Genomic DNA, 21,969 nt, shown 5'->3' with positions numbered 1-21,969 from the left:
ATCGTGATCACGCTAGCACTTCTTTGGTTTTATACTTAAAAAGCCGCCAACGGCTACCGTAGTTGCCATCGTCGTATGGCAAAATAGCGGTTTCTGAATATCGGGTGGCGATATACGTCTCCCTAGCATTTAACGGAAAGTACCACCATGTCGAATCAACATACTGAATCGAAACAGCAAATCGTCTGGGATCAAGCGGTGTTGGATAAGTACAACTACTCTGGTCCGCGCTACACGTCGTACCCGACTGCGCTGGAATTTCATGAAGCGTTTACCATCTCGGACTACGATATGGCATGCACTCATTACCCAGAACGCCCGCTATCTCTGTACGTTCACATTCCGTTCTGTCATAAGCTTTGCTACTACTGTGGCTGTAATAAAGTCATTACTCGCCATTCGCACAAAGCAGACGAATACCTAGATGTGCTTGAGCACGAGATTCGCCAACGCGCTTCGTTGTTGGGTGAGCGCACCGTGACTCAATTGCATTTTGGTGGTGGTACACCAACTTTCCTATCTGAGAAGCAGATTACACGTGTGATGGACTTGCTACGCCAAGAGTTCACTTTTAGTGCGGATGCGGAAATCAGTATTGAAGTTGACCCTCGTGAAATTGAGCTAACCATGCTGGATCACCTTCGTGGTGAAGGCTTCAACCGTCTGAGCATTGGTGTGCAGGACTTCAACAAAGAAGTTCAGCAGCTTGTGAACCGTGAGCAAGATGAAGAATTTATCTTTGCCATGGTAGCTCGTGCGAAGGAGCTTGGCTTCCGCTCGACTAACCTTGATTTGATTTACGGCTTACCGAAGCAAACTAAGGCGTCTTTTGCGAAAACATTAGAGCAAGTGCTAGAAATGCAACCGGGTCGTTTGTCTGTGTTTAACTACGCACACATGCCGCAATTGTTCGCTGCACAGCGTAAGATTAAAGACGATGATTTGCCAAAAGCGGAAGAGAAGATGGCGATTCTGCAAGACACCATCGCAACGCTAACAGGCGCTGGTTACCAGTTCATCGGTATGGACCACTTTGCGATGCCAGATGATGAGCTTGCTGTGGCTCAGCGTGAAGGTATTTTGCATCGCAACTTCCAAGGTTACACGACGCAAGGTGAATGTGACTTGGTTGGTTTTGGTGTCTCTGCGATTTCAATGATTGGTGATGCGTACGCGCAAAACCAAAAAGAGTTGAAGAAATACTACGCACAAGTGAATGAATCTCGCCATGCATTGTGGAAAGGCGTATCACTGGATGCGGATGATTTGTTGCGTCGTGAAGTGATCAAACAGCTTATCTGCAACTTCAAGCTGGATAAGACAGCGATTGAGTCTGAGTTTAGCGTGCAGTTCGATCAATACTTCAAAGAAGACTTAGGTCTACTGCAAACCTTTATCAATGATCAGTTGGTAGAAGTGGATGACAGCGAAATTCGCGTTACCCTGCGTGGTCGTCTTCTGATTCGCAATATCTGTATGTGCTTCGATAAGTACCTACGTGCGAAAGCGCGTCAGCAGCAGTTTTCTCGCGTTATCTAGTCTTTCATTAGATTTCGAATACAAAAAATGCCAGCAGATGCTGGCATTTTTTATGTCTTTCGCAGCAATTAAACGCGATCTTTCACTTTTTCTTTCAGCTCAGTTTTCTCTGCATCTGATAGGAAAGCGATATCTAGACCGTTGATTTGCGCTTGGCGAATCTGTTCTTGAGTCAGGCCTGCTGCAGGTGCCGCTACTTCGTATTCGTAAGGCAGTTCAATACCTTCCACTGCTGGATCGTCCGTGTTTAAACACGCAAGTACGCCGTAATCTAGGAACTGCTTCAGTGGGTGGTTTGCCAATGACTCAACCGTACTGGTTTGGAAGTTAGACGTTAGGCACGATTCAATACCAATGCGATTTTCTGCAAGGTAGTCCATCAGTTTAGGGTCGTGAATTGCTTTCACGCCGTGACCGATACGTGTTGCACCAAGTTCTTGGATCGCTTGCCACATGCTTTCTGCACCCGCAGCTTCACCAGCGTGGACAGTCACATTCAGACCTGCGTCACGCACTTGTTTGAAGTGAGAAACAAAACGATCACCCGGTTGGCCAAGCTCATCACCAGCTAGGTCAACAGCGACCATGTGGTCTTTCTGGCTAAGGATTGCATCCAGCTCTTGCTGACAAGCATCAGTACCGAAAGTACGGCTCATGATACCGATTAGGTTTGCCTTGATGCCAAAATCGCGCATACCCGCTTGCACGCCATCAACCACGGCTTCCACAACGCCTGCCACTGGCAGTTTATGTTTCATTGCCATGTAGTAAGGTGAGAAGCGAAGTTCGGCGTAGTCGATTTGCGCGTTCAGTGCGTCTTCTACGTTTTCGTAAGCAACGCGGCGACATGCGTCTAGATCGCCCAGTACCGCCACACCCCAATCAAGCTTAGAAAGGAAGGCTACAAGAGATGGCTCAGCTTCAACAATTTGAACGTGTGGTGTTAGCGATTCGATATCATAAGCAGGCAGAGCAATACCAAATTGCTGACCAAGCTCAAGAATAGTCTTAGTACGAATGTTACCGTCAAGGTGACGGTGCAAATCAGTTAGGGGAAGATTCTTAGTTATCATTATGTCGATCCGGGTTGTTTGTTGTGAACAGGAACTCAGCCCAAACATTATCAATGACAATACATGGGGAAGATTTGCAGTTAAGTATAAATAACAGTTAGGTAGATTGTCAGTAGAGGATGACTAGGAATTCAACGATTTCCGTTGTTTTCTACTTCATGTTAACCAAATGTGTTGGCCATTCTTCCATCGGCATAGGGCGACTGTAATAGAAGCCTTGCACTTGATTACATCCAAGCGAGCTGAGCAATTGTGCTTGCACAGCGGTTTCTACCCCTTCTGCCACAACGTTAGTCTTCATGCCCTTGGTAATGTTGATGATCGCTGCAACCACAGAGCTGTCTAGATTCTCTTTAGTGAGGCGATTAATGAAGGTGCGATCTATCTTCAAGCAGGTAAACGGCAACGCATGTAAGTAAGCTAATGACGAATATCCTGTACCGAAGTCATCAATCGCAATACCGAGTCCCATCTCTCTTAGTTTGAGAAGGTTATCCAATGTTGTTGGTGCGCTGTCGATGATGCGCGACTCGGTGATCTCTAACGTCACGTTGTTTGCTGAAAGGTCAGTTGTGTGCAGAACTTTCGCAACGGATTCGACGAAGTTAGGGCTCGACAATTGATGAACCGACACATTCACGTGCAGTTGGAAGTCTTGCGGCCATTGTTTGTTGTCGATGGCTTTACGAGTGTCACTACAAGCTTGGAAAAGGATTTGCTGACCAATGGTTTTGATCATGCCGCTTTCTTCTGCGATAGGGATGAAGTCGAGTGGTGAAATCATGCCTGATTCACTGTGCCAGCGAGCCAATGCCTCCGCGCCACAAATGTTGCCCGTCGCGAGGTCAATGATCGGCTGATAGAAAGGTACAAACTCTCGGTTATCAATACCCGTCTGGATCTTCGCCAGCATTTGAGTTCTGAACTTAGAAGCACTCGCCATCTCTGGGCTGTAATGGCAAACGCTGGTGCGGGAATCTTGTTTGGCATAGCTGAGCGCAATACTGGCGTTACGCAGCCATAGTGACATGGTTTGCTCTGGTTGTGTGCGAACAACACCAACAGAAATCTTGATGACCACAGTTTCACCATCAAGCATAAATGGGGCTGCCAGCAGCTGTTGTAGGCGTCGCTCGGTCAAGCGGATGTCTTCATCTGAGTGTGTTGTTGGCATGAATACCGCAAATTCATCACCACCAATTCGAGCGAGTGTCGCTTCGTCATGAAGTTGCTGTTTGAGTCGCTCTGCAATATGAATCAGCAACTGATCGCCGTTGTGATGGCCGATACTGTCGTTGATATCCCTAAATTTGTTGATCCCAATAAGATACAAGCTACCTTGGCTCGAATGAGTCAACGTTTCGCTCACTTCTATCAAACCTTGGCGACTGTATAAGCGGGTAAGAGAATCAAATTCAAGCTGTTCACGCAGCGCTTTAAATGAGGCTTTTAGATTTCCCTTCATTTCATTGAAGGCTTGTACCAGGACGGTGGTTTCGTACACGTAGCCCGGCTTAGGCATGGTGCTATCCCAATCCCCTTTGGCTAAATGCTGTGCGGCTGTTGCGGTGGCATTGATCGGGCGAGTAACCCGATTGAATATCAGCATGCTAATAACGATGCCAAATAAACTAACTAAAAAGCCGACTATCCAACTCTTTTGTTGGCTTTTCGGAAGCGTACCGAGTAGCTCTGTTTCTGAGATTGAAGTGCCAATAAACCAAGTTAAGCCATTGGCATCGTAGTACGGTGTGATGCGGCTAAAGGTACGTTGGCCATTAAAATCGAATTCGAATGTGTAGGGTTGGTCTCTGTAAGTGAGTGATTGTCCACTTACACGAGCCGCACTCATTTGAATAATCGGATCGATGCTTTCTTCTGCTAGCAGGCGCTGCCCTTTGTCTGAAAACTTTGTTCCCCATGAAATCACGCTGCCTTGCCCTGAATGAGCGACTAAGCGATGTGCTTGGTCCATGATGTAAACAGAGGCGTTGGTTTCTTGTTTAAGCTCTTGTAGGAACTGATTGAAGGTATTAATGCGCACATCAGTTACTAACACACCTGCAAATTTACCCTGTTCAAAAACCGGAGTCATGGCAGATAGCGTAATGTCTTGGCGCTCGTCAGCATTGGCGTAAATCGGTGACCAATGTGGCTTTTTATCTTGAGCTACGGGTTGATACCAAGGGCGAGTGCGTGGGTCATACGACGCAATAACCGTGCGAATGTCGTCACTGATTTCTTCACTGCCGTAAATCACTAAATTGCCATCGGTTCGGTGGTCTTGCACCATTAGGGTATAGGCGTCAGCAGACTCACGTCGAAAGCCGGTAAAGTCACCCGTTTCTGAGCCAAAGGCAATCACATCCAGTTGTGGCATCGAGTGGTACAAGTCTTTGAAGGCACTAAGTAGATAAGCTTGGACGTCTTTGGTGTCGTTTGGGTGGTAAAGGTTGTGATAACTGACATTATGCCCTAGAGCATTAACGGCAGTGAAAGGCTTGCGCAGGTAGTCATTGAGGTGGTCGTGAACACTCTCCGTGAGGACAGAAAGTTGTTTGTCACTGATGTCGGTAACAACTTCTTCGTAGCTCTGTTTTTGGACGTAGACAATCACACCGATAGCCAGCAAAAAAATCATCACAAATGGGATGAGAACAGCAGTGCGTAGTGTAATTTGAGTCGTCGCGTTTGACATTGCCTAGTCACATAAGGGGTGTCGTACCATAATTGTACTGACACTTAGGTTATCAAGCGAGTGAAAAAGTGTGCGCTTGATAACCATTTGTCAAACTCGTAACCGTTCGAGATCAGTACAATTCTTTTAATTTCCGGGTTAGGGTATTGCGTCCCCATCCAAGTACTTTAGCGGCATCTTGCTTGTGACCTTTAGTGTGTTCTAACGCCGCTTCCAATAAAATGCGTTCAAATTCTGGCAAAGCGTAGGAAAGCAGTTCTTTATCCCCAGCTTCTAGCGCATGGCGTGCCCAATCCGCTAATTGTTCTTGCCAACTGCCGCTGGTGGCTTCGGTGACGATTTTCTTCTCTTCCAGCAACTCTGCAGGCAAGTCACTTGGCAAGACTTCGCTACCGCTTGCCATCACAGTCAGCCAACGACAGATGTTTTCTAACTGACGTACGTTACCCGGCCAATCGAGACGGTTAAGAATTTCGACAGAAGATGGATGCAGTGTTTTGGTTTCGACGCCGAGCTCATCAGCTGCGCGAACCAAGAAGTGCTGCGTCAGCTTTTCGATGTCTTGCTTACGTTCTCTAAGCGCTGGGATCTGTACACGAATGACGTTTAAACGGTGGAATAAATCCTCACGGAAATCGCCTTCGTGAACCAGCTTTTCTAGGTTTTGGTGGGTTGCCGCCACGATGCGAACATCAACACGAATTGGCGAGTGGCCGCCGACTCGATAGAACTGACCGTCGGCCAAAACACGTAATAAACGTGTTTGGATATCCAGCGGCATATCACCAATTTCATCCAAAAACAGGGTACCGCCATTAGCTTGCTCAAAACGACCTTGGCGGACGCTATTGGCACCAGTAAACGCGCCTTTCTCGTGACCAAACAACTCCGATTCAATCAAGTCTTTTGGGATCGCGGCCATATTGAGGGCAATAAAAGGTTTGTTGGCGCGCGGGCTGTGGCGGTGCAGGGCGTGAGCAACCAGTTCTTTACCGGTACCGGACTCACCGTTGATCAGAACGGAAATCGAAGAACGCGATAAACGACCGATGGCGCGAAACACTTCCTGCATCGCAGGAGCTTCACCAATAATTTCAGGTGTGTCGGTTGGGATATCGTCAGGTAGAAGTTGCTCGCGTTTGTTCTCTTGGCTATGGGCTATCGCACGTTCTACTAGCGTTAACGTCTCGTCAATATCAAATGGTTTTGGTAGGTATTCGAAAGCGCCTTTTTGGTAAGCGTTTACCGCCGCATCCAAATCGGAGTGTGCCGTCATGATGATCACGGGTAGGTCGGGGTAATCACGCTGAACCTGCTTTAGCAGCTCCAAGCCATCGATACCGGGCATGCGAATGTCCGAGACCAAAACGTCTGGTACTTCACGCTCTAGCGCCATTAACACGCTTTCTCCGTCCGCATAGGTTTCGCATTTTATGTTGGCAGAGGAGAGAGTTTTCTCCATTACCCAGCGAATCGAACTGTCGTCATCGACGACCCAAACATATCCTTTACTCATGTAATAAATCCTTGCAGCAAAAGCCTAAAAACTGACGAATCGAAAAGCCATTTAATCAAGTCAGATTGGCAAATAAATTGTAAAAGTGGTGTGACCTGGCCAGCTCTCGACATCAATCTTGCCGTTGTGCTGGTCGATCAAATTTTGTGAAATAGACAAGCCAAGTCCTGTTCCGCCCTCACGGCCACTGACCATCGGGTAGAAAAGCGTGTCTTGTAGTTCTGGCGGGATACCCGGACCGTTGTCGGTTATCTCAACACGCGCCGCGAGTTTGCAACGCTGACCATGAATATTGGCTTGATGCACCGTTCTGGTGCGTATGGTTATTTTGCCATGCTCTTGGTGAGAAAGGATTTGCGCCGCATTGCTAACAATGTTTAGCATCGCCTGCTCGATTTGGTCAGCATCCATCAAAATCTCTGGCAAGCTCGGGTCGTAATCGCGCTCAATCACAACCGAATGCTGAGACTCTAACTCAACCAATTGACGCACTTTTTCAAGCACTTGGTGTAGGTTCTCTTGGGTCTTTTTGCCCGGTTTTTGAGGTCCTAGCAAGCGATCGACTAATGCTCTCAAGCGGTCGGCTTGTTCAATGATGATGTGGGTGTATTCCGTCAAAGAAGGATCGGGCAGCATTTTCTCCAGTAGCTGTGCTGCGCCGCGTAAACCGCCGAGTGGGTTTTTGATTTCATGCGCCAAACCACGCACCAAAAGCTTCGCCGCCTGCTGTTGGGCATGTTGATTAAGCTCTTGAGTGAGGCGGCGTTGCTGGTCAATCTTACGCATTTCAACCAGCAGCATTAACTGCTTCTGCCATGTGATCGGGCTGACAGTCACTTCTAGCATCAAAGGGCGGCCATCAACCACAAAAGTCACGTCACTGTCCGTGATGCTTTGTCCGCTCTGTAGAGGTTGCGTAAGTAGCGCGAGATCCAATGACGCATGCTGAATCAGCTGAGACAACGACTGCTCGACAATACGCTTGGCGCTTTGTGAGAACAATAACTCAGCCGCAGGGTTGGCGTAGCGAACGGCTAATCCATCATCGAGAATCAGCGTTGCTGTCACCATGTTGTTGAGAATGGCACTGGAGAGACTAGTATCCACATTACGTCCTTGTTTGCGTTGTATTTGTGCGCTGCACTATATTGGTGCAATAGAACGTAAGTATGGCGAATAAACCTCAGAAGAAAAAGTGAAAAGCGCCATCAGAGTGCGGTTTTTTTCACTTAATATTCTACTTTGCCCCTTTAATGGTCGGCTTGATACTCGCTCTATGTAAATGCACCGTTATAGGGCTAGTAGATGCAATAAGCTTGCCGCTTCTTTTGGCTTGGACCGCAAGGGTATGAGTTCCACGGTCGATGTTATTCAATTGCCAAGTTAAACGGCTTTGTGGCGCCCCATATGGCTTGCCATCAAGAAAGAGTTGCAGTTGTTCACCAATGCCTAGCTTGCGGTTGGCTTCGAGTTGGATATTGATAGCGCCAGGGTTGCTGCGAATGGTTTCATCATGTTGCGGTGTCAGCATGGATAAGGAGAGCGGAAGAGGCTTGTCTGCTTTTGGTTTCTCATCGGTTTGAGGTTCTGATGTGTTTTTGGCTTGAGGGGCGAGAGACTCGGTACTTTCTACTTTTGGTGCAGGTGCACTAGATTCTAGATTAGGTAGAGAGATGGCTTTCGCACCTTGGCTTGGGGTGTCGCTAAAGTGCACCACGCCGTTTTTATCCACCCAAGTATAGGCAACTTGTGATGAGATAGCGGACGCCATTAAAAGGCCGCTTAAGGCACATAGCGATGGTAAAAGCTGAACTTTCATTGCTCACCTTCTTTTGATAGATGATTTCACGTTTGAGCGTATTTTAGTTATCCCTCCATGTTAAACGCCCATATAGGGTGAGCGAATACAAAAAAGGCCCGCCTGCGAGGCGAGCCTAATATTTTGTTTCTGTGTTTACATTTTACACAGTTGAGACCTTATACAGAGTAGTAAAGTTCGAACTCAAGTGGGTGAGTTGTCATGTTTACTTTCTCGACGTCTTGAGCTTTAAGACCGATGTAAGAATCGATGAAGTCATCAGAGAATACGCCGCCTGCCGTTAGGAACTCACGGTCAGCATCTAGTTCTTCTAGTGCGTCTTTTAGTGAGTATGCAACAGTTGGGATTTCTGCTGCTTCTTCAGCTGGTAGGTCGTAAAGGTCTTTATCCATCGCTTCGCCTGGGTGGATCTTGTTCTTAATACCGTCAAGACCAGCCATTAGCATTGCTGCGAAACATAGGTATGGGTTAGCCGCTGGGTCACCAAAACGAACTTCGATACGACGCGCTTTAGGGCTTGGTACCACTGGGATACGGATAGAAGCAGAACGGTTACGCGCTGAGTAAGCTAGCATAACTGGTGCTTCGAAGCCTGGTACAAGACGCTTGTACGAGTTAGTTGATGGGTTAGCAAATGCGTTGATTGCGCGAGCGTGCTTGATGATACCGCCGATGTAGTAAAGAGCAGTTTCAGATAGGCCGCCGTACTTGTCACCAGCAAATAGGTTTACACCGTCTTTTGCTAGAGATTGGTGAACGTGCATACCGCTACCGTTGTCACCAACTAGTGGCTTAGGCATGAATGTCGCCGTCTTACCAAACGCGTGAGCAACGTTGTGTACAACGTACTTGTAGATTTGGATTTCGTCAGCTTTCGTTGTTAGCGTGTTGAAGCGAGTTGCGATTTCGTTTTGACCCGCAGTTGCTACTTCGTGGTGGTGCGCTTCAACAACTAGGCCCATCTCTTCCATTACTAGACACATAGCAGAACGGATGTCTTGAGATGAATCTACTGGAGCTACTGGGAAGTAACCACCTTTAACGCCTGGACGGTGACCTTTGTTACCTTCTTCGTAATCAGAACCTGTGTTCCACGCTGCTTCTACGTCGTCAATCTTGAAGAAAGAACCAGACATGTCAGTCGCGAACTTAACGTCGTCAAATAGGAAGAACTCTGGCTCAGGACCGATAAGTACAGTGTCTGCAATACCAGTAGAGCGCATGAAGTCTTCAGCGCGCTTAGCGATAGAGCGAGGGTCACGGTCGTAGCCTTGCATTGTAGCAGGCTCAAGGATGTCACAACGGATGTTTAGCGTTGCATCTTCAGTGAATGGGTCAAGCACTGCAGAAGATGCATCTGGCATCATAACCATGTCTGATTCGTTAATGCCTTTCCAGCCAGCAACTGATGAACCATCGAACATTTTACCTTCTTCGAAGAAGTCTGCGTCGATTTGGTGAGCAGGGATAGAGATGTGCTGCTCTTTACCTTTTGTATCAGTGAAGCGTAGGTCAACAAACTTAACTTCGTTTTCTTGGATCAGTGATAAAACGTTTTCTACTGACATCTTGGATAACCTCCAGTGTTAATAAAGCGGTAAGCTCGATTTATGAAAATTTGATTAAATCCAGCATTGATTAATCTGTTTGACATTTTATTAATCGATGCTGGTTTTTCTAAAGCCAAAACCGTGCCAAAAAAATTATTCCATTAATTTCAAGGAATTAAGTTTTTAGATACTAGTTTGGTGCAAACGTTTGCACCAAAATGATCTATTAATGCACCATTGTGGTGCTAATTTAAATTATTGCACCACAATGTGACAATCACGTTGCTTATCTAGCCCAGATTTTGAGCAAGAGTCAATTTGTAATAAGCAACGATTGGAATAAAATTGCGTTGAATCAATTCGAGTAACGGAAGAAAGTGGGCGCTAAGCGTAAAATTGATAGAAAAGCTAAGGAGTAGATCACATATTTCTAGGCTTTTTGCTAAAATCTGGTACATTATGGCCGTTTTTTTAATCAGCAAATGTCGCCAGAGAGCACCCGTTCTCGGCATGGGGGCATTTCATCTATCTAAGTGAATCAATATCCATGGCTACTCCACAGATTGATAAATTAAGAAATATCGCGATTATCGCGCACGTTGACCACGGTAAAACAACGTTGGTTGACAAGCTGCTACAACAATCAGGCACGCTAGAGTCTCGCGGTGAAGCTGAAGAGCGAGTCATGGACTCGAACGACATTGAGAAAGAGCGTGGCATTACCATTCTTGCTAAAAACACAGCAATTAACTGGAATGACTACCGCATCAACATCGTAGATACTCCAGGACACGCGGACTTCGGTGGTGAAGTAGAACGTATCATGTCGATGGTAGATTCAGTACTACTTATCGTTGACGCAGTTGACGGCCCAATGCCGCAAACGCGTTTCGTAACTCAAAAAGCATTCGCTCACGGTCTTAAGCCAATTGTTGTAATCAACAAGATTGACCGTCCTGGCGCTCGTCCTGATTGGGTTATGGACCAAGTATTCGACCTATTCGACAACCTAGGTGCAACTGACGAACAGCTAGACTTTAAAGTAGTTTACGCTTCAGCACTTAACGGTTGGGCTGCGCTAGAAGAAGGCGAAACTGGCGAGAACATGGAACCACTGTTCCAAACTATCGTTGAAGAAGTAACGGCACCTCAAGTTGACCTAGACGGTCCTCTACAGATGCAAGTTTCTCAGCTAGATTACAGCTCTTACGTTGGTGTTATCGGTGTTGCTCGTGTAACTCGTGGTAGCGTTAAGCCAAACCAACAAGTAACAGTTATCGGTGCTGACGGTAAAACTCGCAACGGTAAAGTGGGTACAGTAATGGGCTACCTAGGCCTAGATCGTCACGAAGTTGAGCAAGCGAATGCGGGTGATATCGTTGCAATCACTGGCCTTGGTGAGCTAAAAATCTCTGACACTATCTGTGCACAAAACGCAGTAGAAGCACTACCTGCGCTTTCTGTTGATGAACCAACAGTAACGATGACGTTCCAAGTAAACACGTCTCCATTCGCTGGTAAAGAAGGTAAGTTCGTGACTTCACGTAACATCCTTGAGCGTCTAGAGAAAGAATTGGTACACAACGTTGCACTACGCGTTGAGCAAACAGACGATCCAGACAAATTCCGTGTATCAGGTCGTGGTGAACTTCACCTTTCTATCCTGATCGAAAACATGCGTCGTGAAGGCTTCGAGCTTGCTGTATCTCGTCCAGAAGTAATCATCAAAGAAGAAGATGGTCAGCTAATGGAACCGTTCGAGACTGTAACGATCGACGTTATGGAAGAGCACCAAGGCGGCATCATGGAGAACATCGGCCTACGTAAAGGTGAGCTGAAAGACATGTCTCCAGATGGTAAAGGCCGTGTACGTATGGACTTCGAAATGCCATCACGTGGTCTTATCGGTTTCCAAACTGAGTTCATGACACTGACTTCAGGTTCTGGTCTTCTGTACCATACATTTGACCACTACGGCCCACACAAAGGCGGTAACATCGGTCAACGTGTTAACGGTGTACTAATCGCGAACGCGATGGGTAAAGCGCTAACAAACGCACTGTTTAACCTACAAGAACGTGGTCGTCTATTCATCGGTCACGGTGTTGAAGTTTACGAAGGCATGGTTATCGGTATTCACAGCCGTGACAACGACCTAACAGTAAACGCACTGAAAGGTAAGCAGCTAACTAACGTTCGTGCATCTGGTACAGATGACGCTCAGGTTCTTACTCCGCCAATCAAGATGACTCTTGAGCAAGCACTAGAGTTCATCGATGATGACGAACTAGTAGAAGTAACACCTGAAAGCATCCGTATCCGTAAGAAATTCCTAACGGAAAGCGATCGTAAGCGTGCTTCACGTTCAGCAAAATAATTTGCTGTAACGGATTCTATTAAGAAAAACCCGAGTTTCGCTCGGGTTTTTTTGTATCTAAAGGAATGAGGCTATGAAGCCAATCGTGATTACGGGTGGCCCCGGAGCGGGCAAAACCACCTTATTGAATGCGTTGGGAGAGTTGGGCTATGCCACCTTTGCTGAGGGCTCTCGCACCTTGATCGAGCAGCAAAGTCAGTTGGACAACGGTGTCTTGCCTTGGACCAACCTACCTGAGTTTGCCAACTTATGCCTTGAGTTGATGGGGAAGCAGAAGCAAGAAGCACTGAGTCATGAGGTTGCTTTCGTTGACCGTGCTATCCCAGACATCGTGGCATACCTACAAGTTGGCGATTGTCCTGTTGAGCAAGCCTTCTTGACCGAGAGTGCTGGGTACCAATGTAAGGTGCTCACTTGTCGACCTGAGGCCTCTATCTATGTTCAAGATGATGTGCGCCCACATAGCTTTGAAGAAGCGCTACAAATCCATCAAACCCTAGTTGATACCTATGCGGAACTGGGTTACGAAGTAGTCGAAGTACCATGGGGAAGTGTGGAAGAGCGAGTGGCGTTTGTTCGGCAAGTAATGGACCTAGTGGTCGAGGTAGAAGGTGAGGAAGGTGATTAGAGCTCGGTAGGTATTCAACTCACCTAGCGAAGAACTGAGTTTGGTCACTAGATAGCAAAACCTCCTCACGAGGAGGAGGCTTTATCGAATTACTTTTGATTCAGCTGTTGCAAGAACTTATCTGACTCAGCAATCGCAGCATTCATCTGCTTAATCGCGTATTGAATGTCTTTCTCTAGGCTAGAAAATTCGCCTTTCAATGAACCGATCGCGCTTGCGTTCAAGTTATGCTTCAGATAAAGCGTGTTGTCACGCAGCGTGTTCAATACTGGCGTCATCTTGTCTTCTGCACGCTTCATCGCGCTAAGCATGGTTTTGTAAGATGCTTTCGTCTCACGCAGTTTTTGTTCGCTAGAGCGACGTAGTTTCGCACTGGTGTACAGGTCTAATTCGCCTTGCCATTCCTCAAACAGAGCATTCGATACATCTTCAATTGCAGCAATGCGGTCGCGCACATCTTGCGCCGCTTTTTCGCTGTCTTCGTATTTATCGTTAATGTTGTTGTAGACGCTTTCTAGTTCACCGCCGTCAAAGTTGGTTAGAGCAGAAAGGGCTTCTAGCGCGCTGGTGAACTCTTCTTGTGCGTCTTGTTGCGATTCTTTGGCGTCTTCTACGCGATCAACCATAATGTCACGTTTGTGGTAACCCACTTGTTCCATTGCTGAATAATATGCGGACTGACATCCTGTCAAAGTGAAAATTGATAGTACAATTGCTAATAAATAAGGCATTCTTATGTCCTCGACGCTAATTTATGGGATGAACTATGAACCAGTTATCAGAGAGTTACAAGGTGAGATTGAGCAAGCTCGTGCCGGGGAGCGTCGCGTTTTTCAAATATTTGCTCAAGCGTATGACGCACGATCGCGTTAACGTTAATGCAGGCTATCTAGCTTACATCACTTTGTTGTCTATTGTGCCAATGTTGACGGTACTTTTATCGATATTGTCGAAGTTTCCGGTGTTTGAGAATGTAGGTGAAACCTTGCAAGGTTACATCATTGATAACTTTGTCCCTGCTTCTGGAGATGCAGTAAGAACCGCGCTGCAAGAGTTCGTCTCAAACACAGGCAAAATGACCGCCGTGGGTGGTGCTTTCTTGTTTGTTGCTGCTTTGATGCTGATTTCGAATATCGACAAGAACCTAAACTACATTTGGCGAGTGAAAGACAAACGTCGTCCTGTGTTCTCTTTCTCTATGTATTGGATGGTGTTGACGCTTGGCCCTATCTTAGTGGGTGCGAGTATTGCTGCAACATCCTATGTGACATCGCTAAAGCTGATTGAAAACGAAACCTTATCGGGCGCGTATAACCTGTTTTTACGTTGGTTACCTTTACTGCTGTCCTTCTTTGCGTTCATGGGGCTGTACTTCTTAGTGCCAAATAAAAAGGTTTATCTATCCCATGGCGCGGTTGGTGCTGCGATTGCCGCTGTGTTGTTTGAATTGAGTAAGAAAGGCTTTGCCTTCTACATTACCCAATTTCCGTCTTACCAGTTGATTTACGGTGCGCTCGCTGCGATTCCGATCCTGTTTGTGTGGGTGTATCTGTGCTGGCTGATCGTATTGATTGGCGCGGAAGTGACGGCTGCTCTGGGCGAAAGAGAGCACTGGAGTGACGACCTAGAAATGATACACTCGACCGCTGAATTGCAATTAACAGATGAAGGAAGCGAGAGTCGTGATAGCGCTAATTCAACGAGTCAGTGAAGCCGCCGTTCGTGTAGACGGTGAAGTTGTCGGTGAAATCGACCAAGGTCTACTTGTCCTACTTGGTGTAGAGAAGGACGATGATGAAGCAAAAGCAAAACGTTTGATGGAGCGCGTAACTACCTATCGTGTGTTTGAAGACGATGAAGGAAAAATGAACCTTAACGTTAAACAAGTGAACGGTCAGGTTTTGGTGGTGTCTCAATTTACGTTACCAGCGGATACCAAAAAAGGCACTCGCGCAGGCTTTTCTCGTGGCGCGCACCCTGCGGATGCAGAACGTCTGTATGACTACTTCTCTGACTTGTGTGAGCAAGAACTGCCAACACAACGCGGCCGCTTCGCAGCGGATATGAAAGTGTCATTAATTAATGACGGTCCAGTGACTTTTTGGCTACAGGTCTAATCTGGCAACCACAACATCATGGTCTAAGCTTTAAGCCCAAGTAAATTGAATTTGCTTGGGTATTTTCCTCTAAGGCTTTCATTTGATTTGTACTTTCAAAGGATTGATATGTTCAAACTCATAACTCCAAAAACAGAAAATCAGCTCAACAAGTACTATCAATTTCGTTGGCAGTTGCTGCGCGAACCTTGGCGTATGCCAGTAGGCTCCGAGCGTGATGAGTACGATGGCATGAGCCATCACCGCATGATTACCGACAGTCGTGGTCGTCCGATGGCGATTGGTCGTTTATACATTACCCCAGATAATGATGGTCAGATCCGCTACATGGCGGTGAAAAACAATCGTCGTAGCAAAGGCATGGGTTCATTAGTGCTGGTGGCGCTTGAATCGTTAGCTCGTCAGGAAGGGGCGAAGCGTCTGGTATGCAATGCCCGTGAAGACGCGATTGCTTTTTATGAAAAGAATGGCTTTGAGCGTCGCGGCGAACTGACCGACGAGCGTGGCCCTGTGCGTCACCAACAAATGGTCAAACAGCTTGATCCAATGGCCGATGTATTGCGTCGCCCAGATTGGTGCACTGAGCTGCAGCAACGTTGGGAGGCTCAGATCCCGATTGCGGACAAAATGGGCATCAAAATTAACCAGTACACTGGTTATCAGTTTGAATGCAGCGCGCAGCTCAACCCTAACCTGAACCCGCATAACACCATGTTTGCTGGCTCTGCGTTTACCTTAGCAACGCTAACTGGTTGGGGCATGACGTGGTTGCTGATGAAAGAACGCGGTTTGCACGGTGATATTGTGTTGGCGGATAGCTCGATTCGTTATCGCCATCCTGTTGAAGAGAACCCAGTCGCGAGCACGTCGTTAGATGGCATTAGTGGTGACTTGGATAGGCTCGCTTCAGGGCGTAAAGCGCGTATCGTTATCCACGTAGTGATTTACAGTGGAGATGTGCCAGCGGTGGATTTTGTCGGTACGTACATGCTACTGCCAAATTACTCTAAGTTACTCAGCTGTTAGATTCTAAGACTTTGGTATTTCTAGTGGCGCACCTTGGCTTTCAGATGCGCCTTGTTCTGTTTTGGTCTCATCGATAGCTGAGTTCTCGCTTTCTTTCGATGAATGTTCTGCAAGGTCTGAGTCTTTTTGTTCTGTGATAAGTTGCTCTTCAGAATGCGCAGCTGTGGTCGACTCTTTTTCTTCTGCAACTTCCTCACTTAACTCTTCTTCAGGTTGTTCGATGTTGATTGCATCGATGTTTGTCACGCTGGCTGCTTCGGGAGCGCTCTGTTCTGGCTCCACTGGCTTTGTCTTATTTGGTTTGTTTAGGCACTCATTTGTTTCAACTTCGCCACTCAGCACATCACCTTTGAGCATTCCACACGCTTCTTTAAGTTGATAGCTCACGCCACTAAGCGGGTTGTTCGCCATATCAAACTCTCCAGATAGCTTACCCGAGATGGCTTTACCGGAAATGGTCACGGATTTTAACGTCACTTCGCCGCGCTGAGCCTCTAAGCGCAATGGGCTGAAGGTAATTGCCTTGAGTGACTCATCTGCTTGTGACTTCAAGGTGGTATCGCGCAGGTTAGCTTCAACTTCTCCCGATAAGCTGTAAGCAAGCATGTTTTGATCGCCTGCCAAGCCTTTTAAATCAAGACTTAAGTCAGAGAAGCCATTGACCGCAAGTGCTGTTGGTAAGTATGGATGAAGTAATTGCAGTGGAATACCATCCGCATTGAGGTTAAGCGCCCAAGGTTGGCTGGTGGTGCTGAGATCGATTTGCCCTAAGCCTTCGATATAGCCTTGCTCTAACGGGGCAAACAAGCGTGTTAGTTGCCAGAAGCCATTTTCACTCTGGGTTGAAATCGCTGCGTGTGAGGTGATGACTTGGTCGTAACTCGCGTTGACGACGCTGGCATCAAGCTTGCCGCTCCAAATACCCCAATGACCGTTGCTGTGTTTTACTTCGAGCTTGTCACCTTCCAAATTCAAGCCAGAAAGCTGCCAGTAAGGTTGTTTGGATAACTGGATAACTTGGCTGCGTTCTATCTCTAACTGCTTCACATCGACTTGCTGGAGCTTCTCTGTGGCTTTTTGCCACCAGTCAGTCTTGTCATCTGGTTGGATAGCCCATTTTAAGCCGCTGATGGTCGCATTGTTGATTTTCCAATGATCAGGTTCGAAGTCACCAGATACCTGAACGCTACCTTGCTGCCAATCCAAGCTCAGTTCTTGCAATTTGACAGCCCCTGGCTTGAGTTGGGCGTTTAAACGAGGTTCAACCGCGGTTTGGTCTTGGAAACTGACACTGTCAGCTTGCAGAGAAATCTGCGCCGTTGTGCTCCACAATGACAGCGGGAGCGAAGCGTTTTCTACCGATAACTCAAGGTTTTGCCAATGCCAGTCTCCGTATTCGATATCCGCATTGAGCAGATCGAGGCTGTTGATATGGCTGACGTTAACGGGCAACGCTTGCCATGGTTTGGCGAGTAAGGATTGCAGTTGTAGATTGTCTATTTGCAGCTTATCAACGGTCACGTTAATCAACGACCAACCTTGTGGGTATTGTTCACCCTGACCAGAGACTTCACTGCCACGCCACTTAAATGATGCGCCATAAAGTGTGCTGTCTTGTGGTTTGTAGTCCACATCGACAAGCAGTTTATTGAAAGCTTCACCATTCCAATATAATTGTTCGGCAGAGAGCTGAACCTCGCCATAAGGCATTTGCTGCGTGTCACTTGACCAAGTAGGGTCTTGGATTTGGACGTTCAAGCCATTAATGCTGAATGCATCATCGGCGTAATCGATGTTCTTTAAGGCGATTTGGTGGAAGTAGACATTGTTGAGCTTTGGCATTGTTGGCATACCTTGCTGCAGGCTCAGTCCATCAATCAAAAGGCTATCGAAAATCCATTTTCCATCGCGACGAACATCAGGGTTTAGCCATAGATCGACTTGCTCGATGAAGGGCAATTTGTCTTGTTTGGTCGCTATCCCACTAAGGGTTAGATGGTAGGGAAACTCGTATTGAACGTTGTCTGCTTGCAGTGGCAAGTCGACGAGATCAGAAAACAGGTTCCACGTTTGACGAGAATAAGAGGTGGTCAGCATGCCCACAAAGACGGCTGGAATCGCGATCGCCAGTATGACGATAAGAAGTAGAATTCGACCTGCTGTTTTCATCCCTGCCAAAACCTGTCTATAAATTGGAGTAAGTGAGTATCGACTTACTTAGATAGGCTTAAGCTTGTATCAATCTCAGGTTGGATTCAATAAAAAGCCCCTCAAAAGAGGGGCTTGAAGATTATTTTTGTAGCTAAGTCACGAAGGCTTAGCGAGTGGCTTAGTCTAGCTGAGGGCCAGCTGCCACTAGTGATTTGCCTTCTGCGTTGTCAGTGTATTTATCAAAGTTGTTGATGAAGCGCTCTGCTAGATCTTTCGCTTTGCTTTCCCATTGTAGTGGGTCAACGTAGGTATCACGTGGGTCAAGGATGCTTGGATCCACACCTGGTAGTGAAGTTGGCACTTCTAGGTTGAAGATTGGAATGTGCTTGGTTTTCGCTTCTTCAATCGAGCCATCAAGGATCGCATCAATGATGCCGCGTGTATCTTGGATAGAGATACGTTTGCCGCTGCCGTTCCAGCCTGTGTTAACTAGGTAAGCTTCTGCTCCTGCTGCTTCCATGCGTTTCACTAGCACTTCTGCGTATTTAGTTGGGTGTAGAGTTAGGAACGCTGCACCGAAACACGCTGAGAACGTTGGTGTTGGTTCAGTGATGCCACGCTCAGTACCTGCTAGCTTAGCGGTAAAGCCAGACAAGAAGTGGTACTTAGTTTGCTCAGGAGTCAGTTTAGAAACCGGAGGAAGTACGCCGAACGCATCAGCCGATAGGAAGATCACTTTGTTTGCGTGACCACCTTTCGATACTGGCTTAACGATGTTGTCGATGTGATGCAGTGGGTAAGACACACGAGTGTTCTCAGTCTTAGAACCATCATCAAAGTCGATAGAACCATCGCTACGAACTGTTACGTTCTCTAGTAGTGCATCACGGCGGATGGCGTTGTAGATATCAGGCTCAGCTTCTTTCGATAGCTTGATGGTTTTCGCGTAACAGCCGCCTTCGAAGTTGAACACGCCGTCGTCATCCCAACCGTGCTCGTCATCACCAATCAGTGCACGTTTAGGATCAGTTGATAGGGTAGTTTTACCTGTGCCAGATAGACCGAAGAAGATCGCAACATCGCCTTCTTCACCCATGTTTGCACTACAGTGCATTGATGCGATGTCTTTTAGCGGAAGGAAGTAGTTCATCATTGCGAACATGCCTTTCTTCATTTCGCCGCCGTACCAAGTACCACCGATCAACTGAGTGCGCTCTGTTAGGTTGAACACAGTGAAGTTTTCAGAGTTCAGACCATGCTCTTCCCACTTCTCGTTGGTGCACTTCGCACCGTTCATTACCACAAAATCAGGTTCAAACGTTGCCAACTCTTCTTCTGTTGGACGGATGAACATGTTTTTCACGAAGTGCGCTTGCCACGCTACTTCAGTGATCACTCGAATGCTCAAACGAGTGTCTGGGTTTGCACCACAATAACCGTCAATCACAAATAGACGCTTGCCTGAAAGCTGGTTGGTCACTAGCTCTTTTAGGTCGTCCCATACTTCTTTGTTGATTGGTTTGTTGTCGTTTTTCACTGCGTCAGAAGTCCACCACATGTGCTCTTCTGTCGTTGCATCTTTAACAATGTACTTATCTTTTGGTGAGCGACCAGTAAAGATACCAGTGTCTACGGCAACCGCGCCGAGTTCTGTAACCACACCACGTTCATAACCTGTTAGGTCAGCACGGGTCTCTTCCTCAAACAGCATTTCGTAGCTTGGGTTGCGAACAACCTCTTTAACGTTGTGCAGTCCGTGTTTGGTTAGATCAAGTGTTGCAGCCTTTGTATGTTCCATAACGGTCATAGGTGCTCCTTATAAGGATTTTTGTAGGGATTTTGTAAGAATGTTTTAATTTTTATCTGCTCACCATGCTAGCAACGGGGCGGGGAGAAAACAGGGATATAGTTCAAAAATTATCCATGATTTCAGTGTGGTTTTAGGTAACCCGTCACATATTGGTGCGAATAGTTTATCGTGGCCGCAAACCTTTGCGCTAGGGCAAAAGAATTATTAATTATTTAAAATTAAGCGGTTGCTTTATTACGTGGGAGGCTAAGGTATACGAGGGTTTGATCACAAAAAGGCCAGCGTGATGCTGGCCTTTTGATAGGAAAATTACATGCTTGTTAAGCTATGAAAATTAATGCACGGTTTTATTGCCGGAAGTTGCTTGCGTATACAGTTCGGTAATTTCAGGTTCGTCGAACGTGTATGACGTGCCGCAGTAATCACAATGTAAAGAAATTGTGCCTTCTTCCGCCAAAATGTCATAAATTTCAGTTTTATCAACTGTGATGATCGCCGCGCCACTGCGCTCGCGAGAACAACCACAGTGGAATTCCACAGGTTGTGGCTCGTATAGACGAACTGAGTCTTGGTTGTATAGACGGTAAAGCAGTTCATTTGCTGGTAGCGTGAACAGCTCTTCGTTCTTAACCGTTGCTGTTAGTTGCTCTAGGTGTTCAAAGTCTTCAGGTGTACCTGTACCGTCTGGCATTACCTGAATCATCATGCCTGCCGCATGCTTTTTGCCTTCATGCTCGCCAGTGCGGATCCACAAACGCGTTTTTAGCTGCTCTGAGTTTGCGAAGTAGCCTTCGATAACGTCAGCCAGTGTTTCACCTTCTAGGCCAACCACGCCTTGGTAGCGTTCGCCTTTTTTCGGTTCGATGGTGATCACTAGGTAGCCTTTACCCATCATTTCATGCAGCGTTGCGTCATCAGCAATGTCGCCTTCCCAACGCGCTACGCCACGGATCTTCTGATCGTGGTCGCCGTTGATGACTGCCAAAGATACAGGGCCATCACCTTGTAGTTGGATAGTGATTGAGCCTTCGAACTTCAAAGTTGCAGTTAAAAGTGTGGTTGAAACGAGTAGCTCACCCAACAGTTTTTGCAGTGCTGCCGGATATTCCTTGCTGGAGATAATACGTTGGTATGCTTCATCCAATTGAACCAACTCGCCACGTACAGAAAGATCTTCAAATAGGTAGCGGTTTAAAACATTATTTGCCATGGAGTGCTTTCCTCGTCGGTAATTCCGGCTTTTATTGGTGTTTGAACTTAATGATGTCGCGGCGCTGCTTTTTGTCTGGGCGGCGTTCCGGACTAGGGTTGTGGGCGTTGAGTTTACGCTGTTTCGCGAACTCTTCGCGTTGGCTGACACTTTCGTCAGTTTCGCGATAGAGCGTTTGAGCGATTGGTGCGCCCATTCGACGATCAGAGATTTTCTCGATGATCACCGTCTTCTCTTCATTACCTTGACGAAGACGAATCTCAGCGCCCAACTCAACGATTTTGCTTGGTTTGCTTCGTTGCCCATTATAGTGGACTTTACCGCCATCGACCATATTGCGTGCGATGGAGCGGGTTTTATAAAATCTGGCAGCCCATAGCCATTTATCTAGCCTTACGGCTTCATTTGTGGAACTCATACGACTCTACACTATCTAATCACTGCAAGAATGATGC

The 21,969-nt window shown here is 46.9% G+C and carries 17 protein-coding genes; 6 read left to right on the top strand and 11 right to left on the bottom strand.

Translation table 11 applies throughout. From position 1 onward, the window contains the following. Positions 1–147: 147 nt before the first annotated feature. Complete coding sequence (gene hemN, locus KIT90_RS14440; RefSeq protein WP_285377248.1) at positions 148–1,539, top strand: oxygen-independent coproporphyrinogen III oxidase; 1,392 nt, start codon at positions 148–150, stop codon at positions 1,537–1,539. Positions 1,540–1,607: 68 nt separating this feature from the next. Here hemN and add read toward each other — a convergent pair whose 3' ends face one another. From add to glnA, 6 genes are all read right to left on the bottom strand, one after another. After that, positions 1,608–2,612, bottom strand: a complete 1,005-nt coding sequence (add, locus tag KIT90_RS14435) for an adenosine deaminase (RefSeq protein ID WP_285377247.1) — start codon at positions 2,610–2,612, stop codon at positions 1,608–1,610. Between the two features lie 151 nt (positions 2,613–2,763). Further along, positions 2,764–5,310, bottom strand: a complete 2,547-nt coding sequence (locus tag KIT90_RS14430) for an EAL domain-containing protein (RefSeq protein ID WP_285377246.1) — start codon at positions 5,308–5,310, stop codon at positions 2,764–2,766. Between the two features lie 112 nt (positions 5,311–5,422). Beyond that, positions 5,423–6,826, bottom strand: a complete 1,404-nt coding sequence (gene glnG / locus KIT90_RS14425; protein WP_009707980.1) for a nitrogen regulation protein NR(I) — start codon at positions 6,824–6,826, stop codon at positions 5,423–5,425. Positions 6,827–6,886: 60 nt separating this feature from the next. Then, the gene (glnL, locus tag KIT90_RS14420; protein ID WP_032803151.1) at positions 6,887–7,957 is read right to left on the bottom strand and encodes a nitrogen regulation protein NR(II); all 1,071 of its coding nucleotides are present in this window, start codon (positions 7,955–7,957) and stop codon (positions 6,887–6,889) included. Positions 7,958–8,063: 106 nt separating this feature from the next. Next, entirely contained in the window at positions 8,064–8,645 is a 582-nt protein-coding gene (locus KIT90_RS14415) for a DUF4124 domain-containing protein (protein WP_285377243.1), read from the bottom strand. Between the two features lie 158 nt (positions 8,646–8,803). After that, the gene (gene glnA / locus KIT90_RS14410) at positions 8,804–10,213 is read right to left on the bottom strand and encodes a glutamate--ammonia ligase (protein ID WP_045482798.1); all 1,410 of its coding nucleotides are present in this window, start codon (positions 10,211–10,213) and stop codon (positions 8,804–8,806) included. A 529-nt stretch (positions 10,214–10,742) separates the two neighbouring features. Between glnA and typA the strand changes: the two genes are divergently transcribed. Together typA and KIT90_RS14400 are read left to right on the top strand one after the other, a co-directional pair. After that, positions 10,743–12,572: a translational GTPase TypA gene (typA, locus tag KIT90_RS14405; RefSeq protein ID WP_005434522.1), complete on the top strand. Its 1,830-nt coding sequence runs from the start codon at positions 10,743–10,745 to the stop codon at positions 12,570–12,572. Between the two features lie 73 nt (positions 12,573–12,645). After that, positions 12,646–13,200 (top strand): AAA family ATPase, encoded by a 555-nt coding sequence (locus tag KIT90_RS14400; protein ID WP_285377241.1) that lies wholly within the window; start codon positions 12,646–12,648, stop codon positions 13,198–13,200. 89 nt (positions 13,201–13,289) lie between these two features. Here KIT90_RS14400 and KIT90_RS14395 read toward each other — a convergent pair whose 3' ends face one another. Beyond that, on the bottom strand, positions 13,290–13,931 hold the full coding sequence (locus tag KIT90_RS14395) for a DUF2959 domain-containing protein (RefSeq protein WP_285377240.1): 642 nt from the start codon (positions 13,929–13,931) through the stop codon (positions 13,290–13,292). A 35-nt stretch (positions 13,932–13,966) separates the two neighbouring features. Here KIT90_RS14395 and KIT90_RS14390 point away from each other — a divergent pair, with 35 nt between their 5' ends. The 3 genes from KIT90_RS14390 to KIT90_RS14380 all read left to right on the top strand — a co-directional run bounded on the left by KIT90_RS14390 (position 13,967) and on the right by KIT90_RS14380 (position 16,343). Further along, positions 13,967–14,911, top strand: a complete 945-nt coding sequence (locus KIT90_RS14390; RefSeq protein WP_005434515.1) for a virulence factor BrkB family protein — start codon at positions 13,967–13,969, stop codon at positions 14,909–14,911. Continuing rightward, positions 14,883–15,317: a D-aminoacyl-tRNA deacylase gene (gene dtd / locus KIT90_RS14385; protein WP_010650498.1), complete on the top strand. Its 435-nt coding sequence runs from the start codon at positions 14,883–14,885 to the stop codon at positions 15,315–15,317. Before KIT90_RS14390 ends, dtd begins: the two co-directional genes overlap by 29 nt. Before the next feature lie 108 nt (positions 15,318–15,425). Next, the gene (locus KIT90_RS14380) at positions 15,426–16,343 is read left to right on the top strand and encodes a bifunctional GNAT family N-acetyltransferase/hotdog fold thioesterase (protein WP_005448516.1); all 918 of its coding nucleotides are present in this window, start codon (positions 15,426–15,428) and stop codon (positions 16,341–16,343) included. Between the two features lie 3 nt (positions 16,344–16,346). Here KIT90_RS14380 and KIT90_RS14375 read toward each other — a convergent pair whose 3' ends face one another. The 4 genes from KIT90_RS14375 to hslR all read right to left on the bottom strand — a co-directional run bounded on the left by KIT90_RS14375 (position 16,347) and on the right by hslR (position 21,932). Continuing rightward, positions 16,347–18,512 carry an AsmA family protein gene (locus KIT90_RS14375; RefSeq protein ID WP_285377238.1) on the bottom strand — a complete coding sequence of 722 codons (2,166 nt, stop codon included), beginning with the start codon at positions 18,510–18,512 and terminating at the stop codon, positions 16,347–16,349. Between the two features lie 160 nt (positions 18,513–18,672). Continuing rightward, positions 18,673–20,301: a phosphoenolpyruvate carboxykinase (ATP) gene (pckA, locus tag KIT90_RS14370; protein WP_005434507.1), complete on the bottom strand. Its 1,629-nt coding sequence runs from the start codon at positions 20,299–20,301 to the stop codon at positions 18,673–18,675. A 337-nt stretch (positions 20,302–20,638) separates the two neighbouring features. Continuing rightward, entirely contained in the window at positions 20,639–21,514 is an 876-nt protein-coding gene (hslO, locus tag KIT90_RS14365; RefSeq protein WP_005434505.1) for an Hsp33 family molecular chaperone HslO, read from the bottom strand. 31 nt (positions 21,515–21,545) lie between these two features. After that, on the bottom strand, positions 21,546–21,932 hold the full coding sequence (gene hslR, locus KIT90_RS14360; RefSeq protein WP_027726637.1) for a ribosome-associated heat shock protein Hsp15: 387 nt from the start codon (positions 21,930–21,932) through the stop codon (positions 21,546–21,548). Between the last annotated feature and the right edge of the window lie 37 nt (positions 21,933–21,969).

This window comes from Vibrio sp. B172a (assembly GCF_030248355.1).
Lineage (GTDB): Bacteria > Pseudomonadota > Gammaproteobacteria > Enterobacterales > Vibrionaceae > Vibrio > Vibrio owensii.
Note: the sequence above shows the minus strand (reverse complement) of the source record. Positions and strands in the feature narration are given on the sequence as shown.

What these genes read in the sequence shown, in the direction of transcription:
- hemN (WP_285377248.1), top strand. Translation starts at nt 148, where the DNA reads ATGTCGAATCAACATACTGAATCGAAACAGCAAATCGTCTGGGATCAA.
- add (WP_285377247.1), bottom strand. Translation starts at nt 2,612, where the DNA reads ATGATAACTAAGAATCTTCCCCTAACTGATTTGCACCGTCACCTTGAC.
- KIT90_RS14430 (WP_285377246.1), bottom strand. Translation starts at nt 5,310, where the DNA reads ATGTCAAACGCGACGACTCAAATTACACTACGCACTGCTGTTCTCATC.
- glnG (WP_009707980.1), bottom strand. Translation starts at nt 6,826, where the DNA reads ATGAGTAAAGGATATGTTTGGGTCGTCGATGACGACAGTTCGATTCGC.
- KIT90_RS14415 (WP_285377243.1), bottom strand. Translation starts at nt 8,645, where the DNA reads ATGAAAGTTCAGCTTTTACCATCGCTATGTGCCTTAAGCGGCCTTTTA.
- glnA (WP_045482798.1), bottom strand. Translation starts at nt 10,213, where the DNA reads ATGTCAGTAGAAAACGTTTTATCACTGATCCAAGAAAACGAAGTTAAG.
- typA (WP_005434522.1), top strand. Translation starts at nt 10,743, where the DNA reads ATGGCTACTCCACAGATTGATAAATTAAGAAATATCGCGATTATCGCG.
- KIT90_RS14400 (WP_285377241.1), top strand. Translation starts at nt 12,646, where the DNA reads ATGAAGCCAATCGTGATTACGGGTGGCCCCGGAGCGGGCAAAACCACC.
- KIT90_RS14395 (WP_285377240.1), bottom strand. Translation starts at nt 13,931, where the DNA reads ATGCCTTATTTATTAGCAATTGTACTATCAATTTTCACTTTGACAGGA.
- KIT90_RS14390 (WP_005434515.1), top strand. Translation starts at nt 13,967, where the DNA reads ATGAACCAGTTATCAGAGAGTTACAAGGTGAGATTGAGCAAGCTCGTG.
- KIT90_RS14380 (WP_005448516.1), top strand. Translation starts at nt 15,426, where the DNA reads ATGTTCAAACTCATAACTCCAAAAACAGAAAATCAGCTCAACAAGTAC.
- KIT90_RS14375 (WP_285377238.1), bottom strand. Translation starts at nt 18,512, where the DNA reads ATGAAAACAGCAGGTCGAATTCTACTTCTTATCGTCATACTGGCGATC.
- pckA (WP_005434507.1), bottom strand. Translation starts at nt 20,301, where the DNA reads ATGACCGTTATGGAACATACAAAGGCTGCAACACTTGATCTAACCAAA.
- hslO (WP_005434505.1), bottom strand. Translation starts at nt 21,514, where the DNA reads ATGGCAAATAATGTTTTAAACCGCTACCTATTTGAAGATCTTTCTGTA.
- hslR (WP_027726637.1), bottom strand. Translation starts at nt 21,932, where the DNA reads ATGAGTTCCACAAATGAAGCCGTAAGGCTAGATAAATGGCTATGGGCT.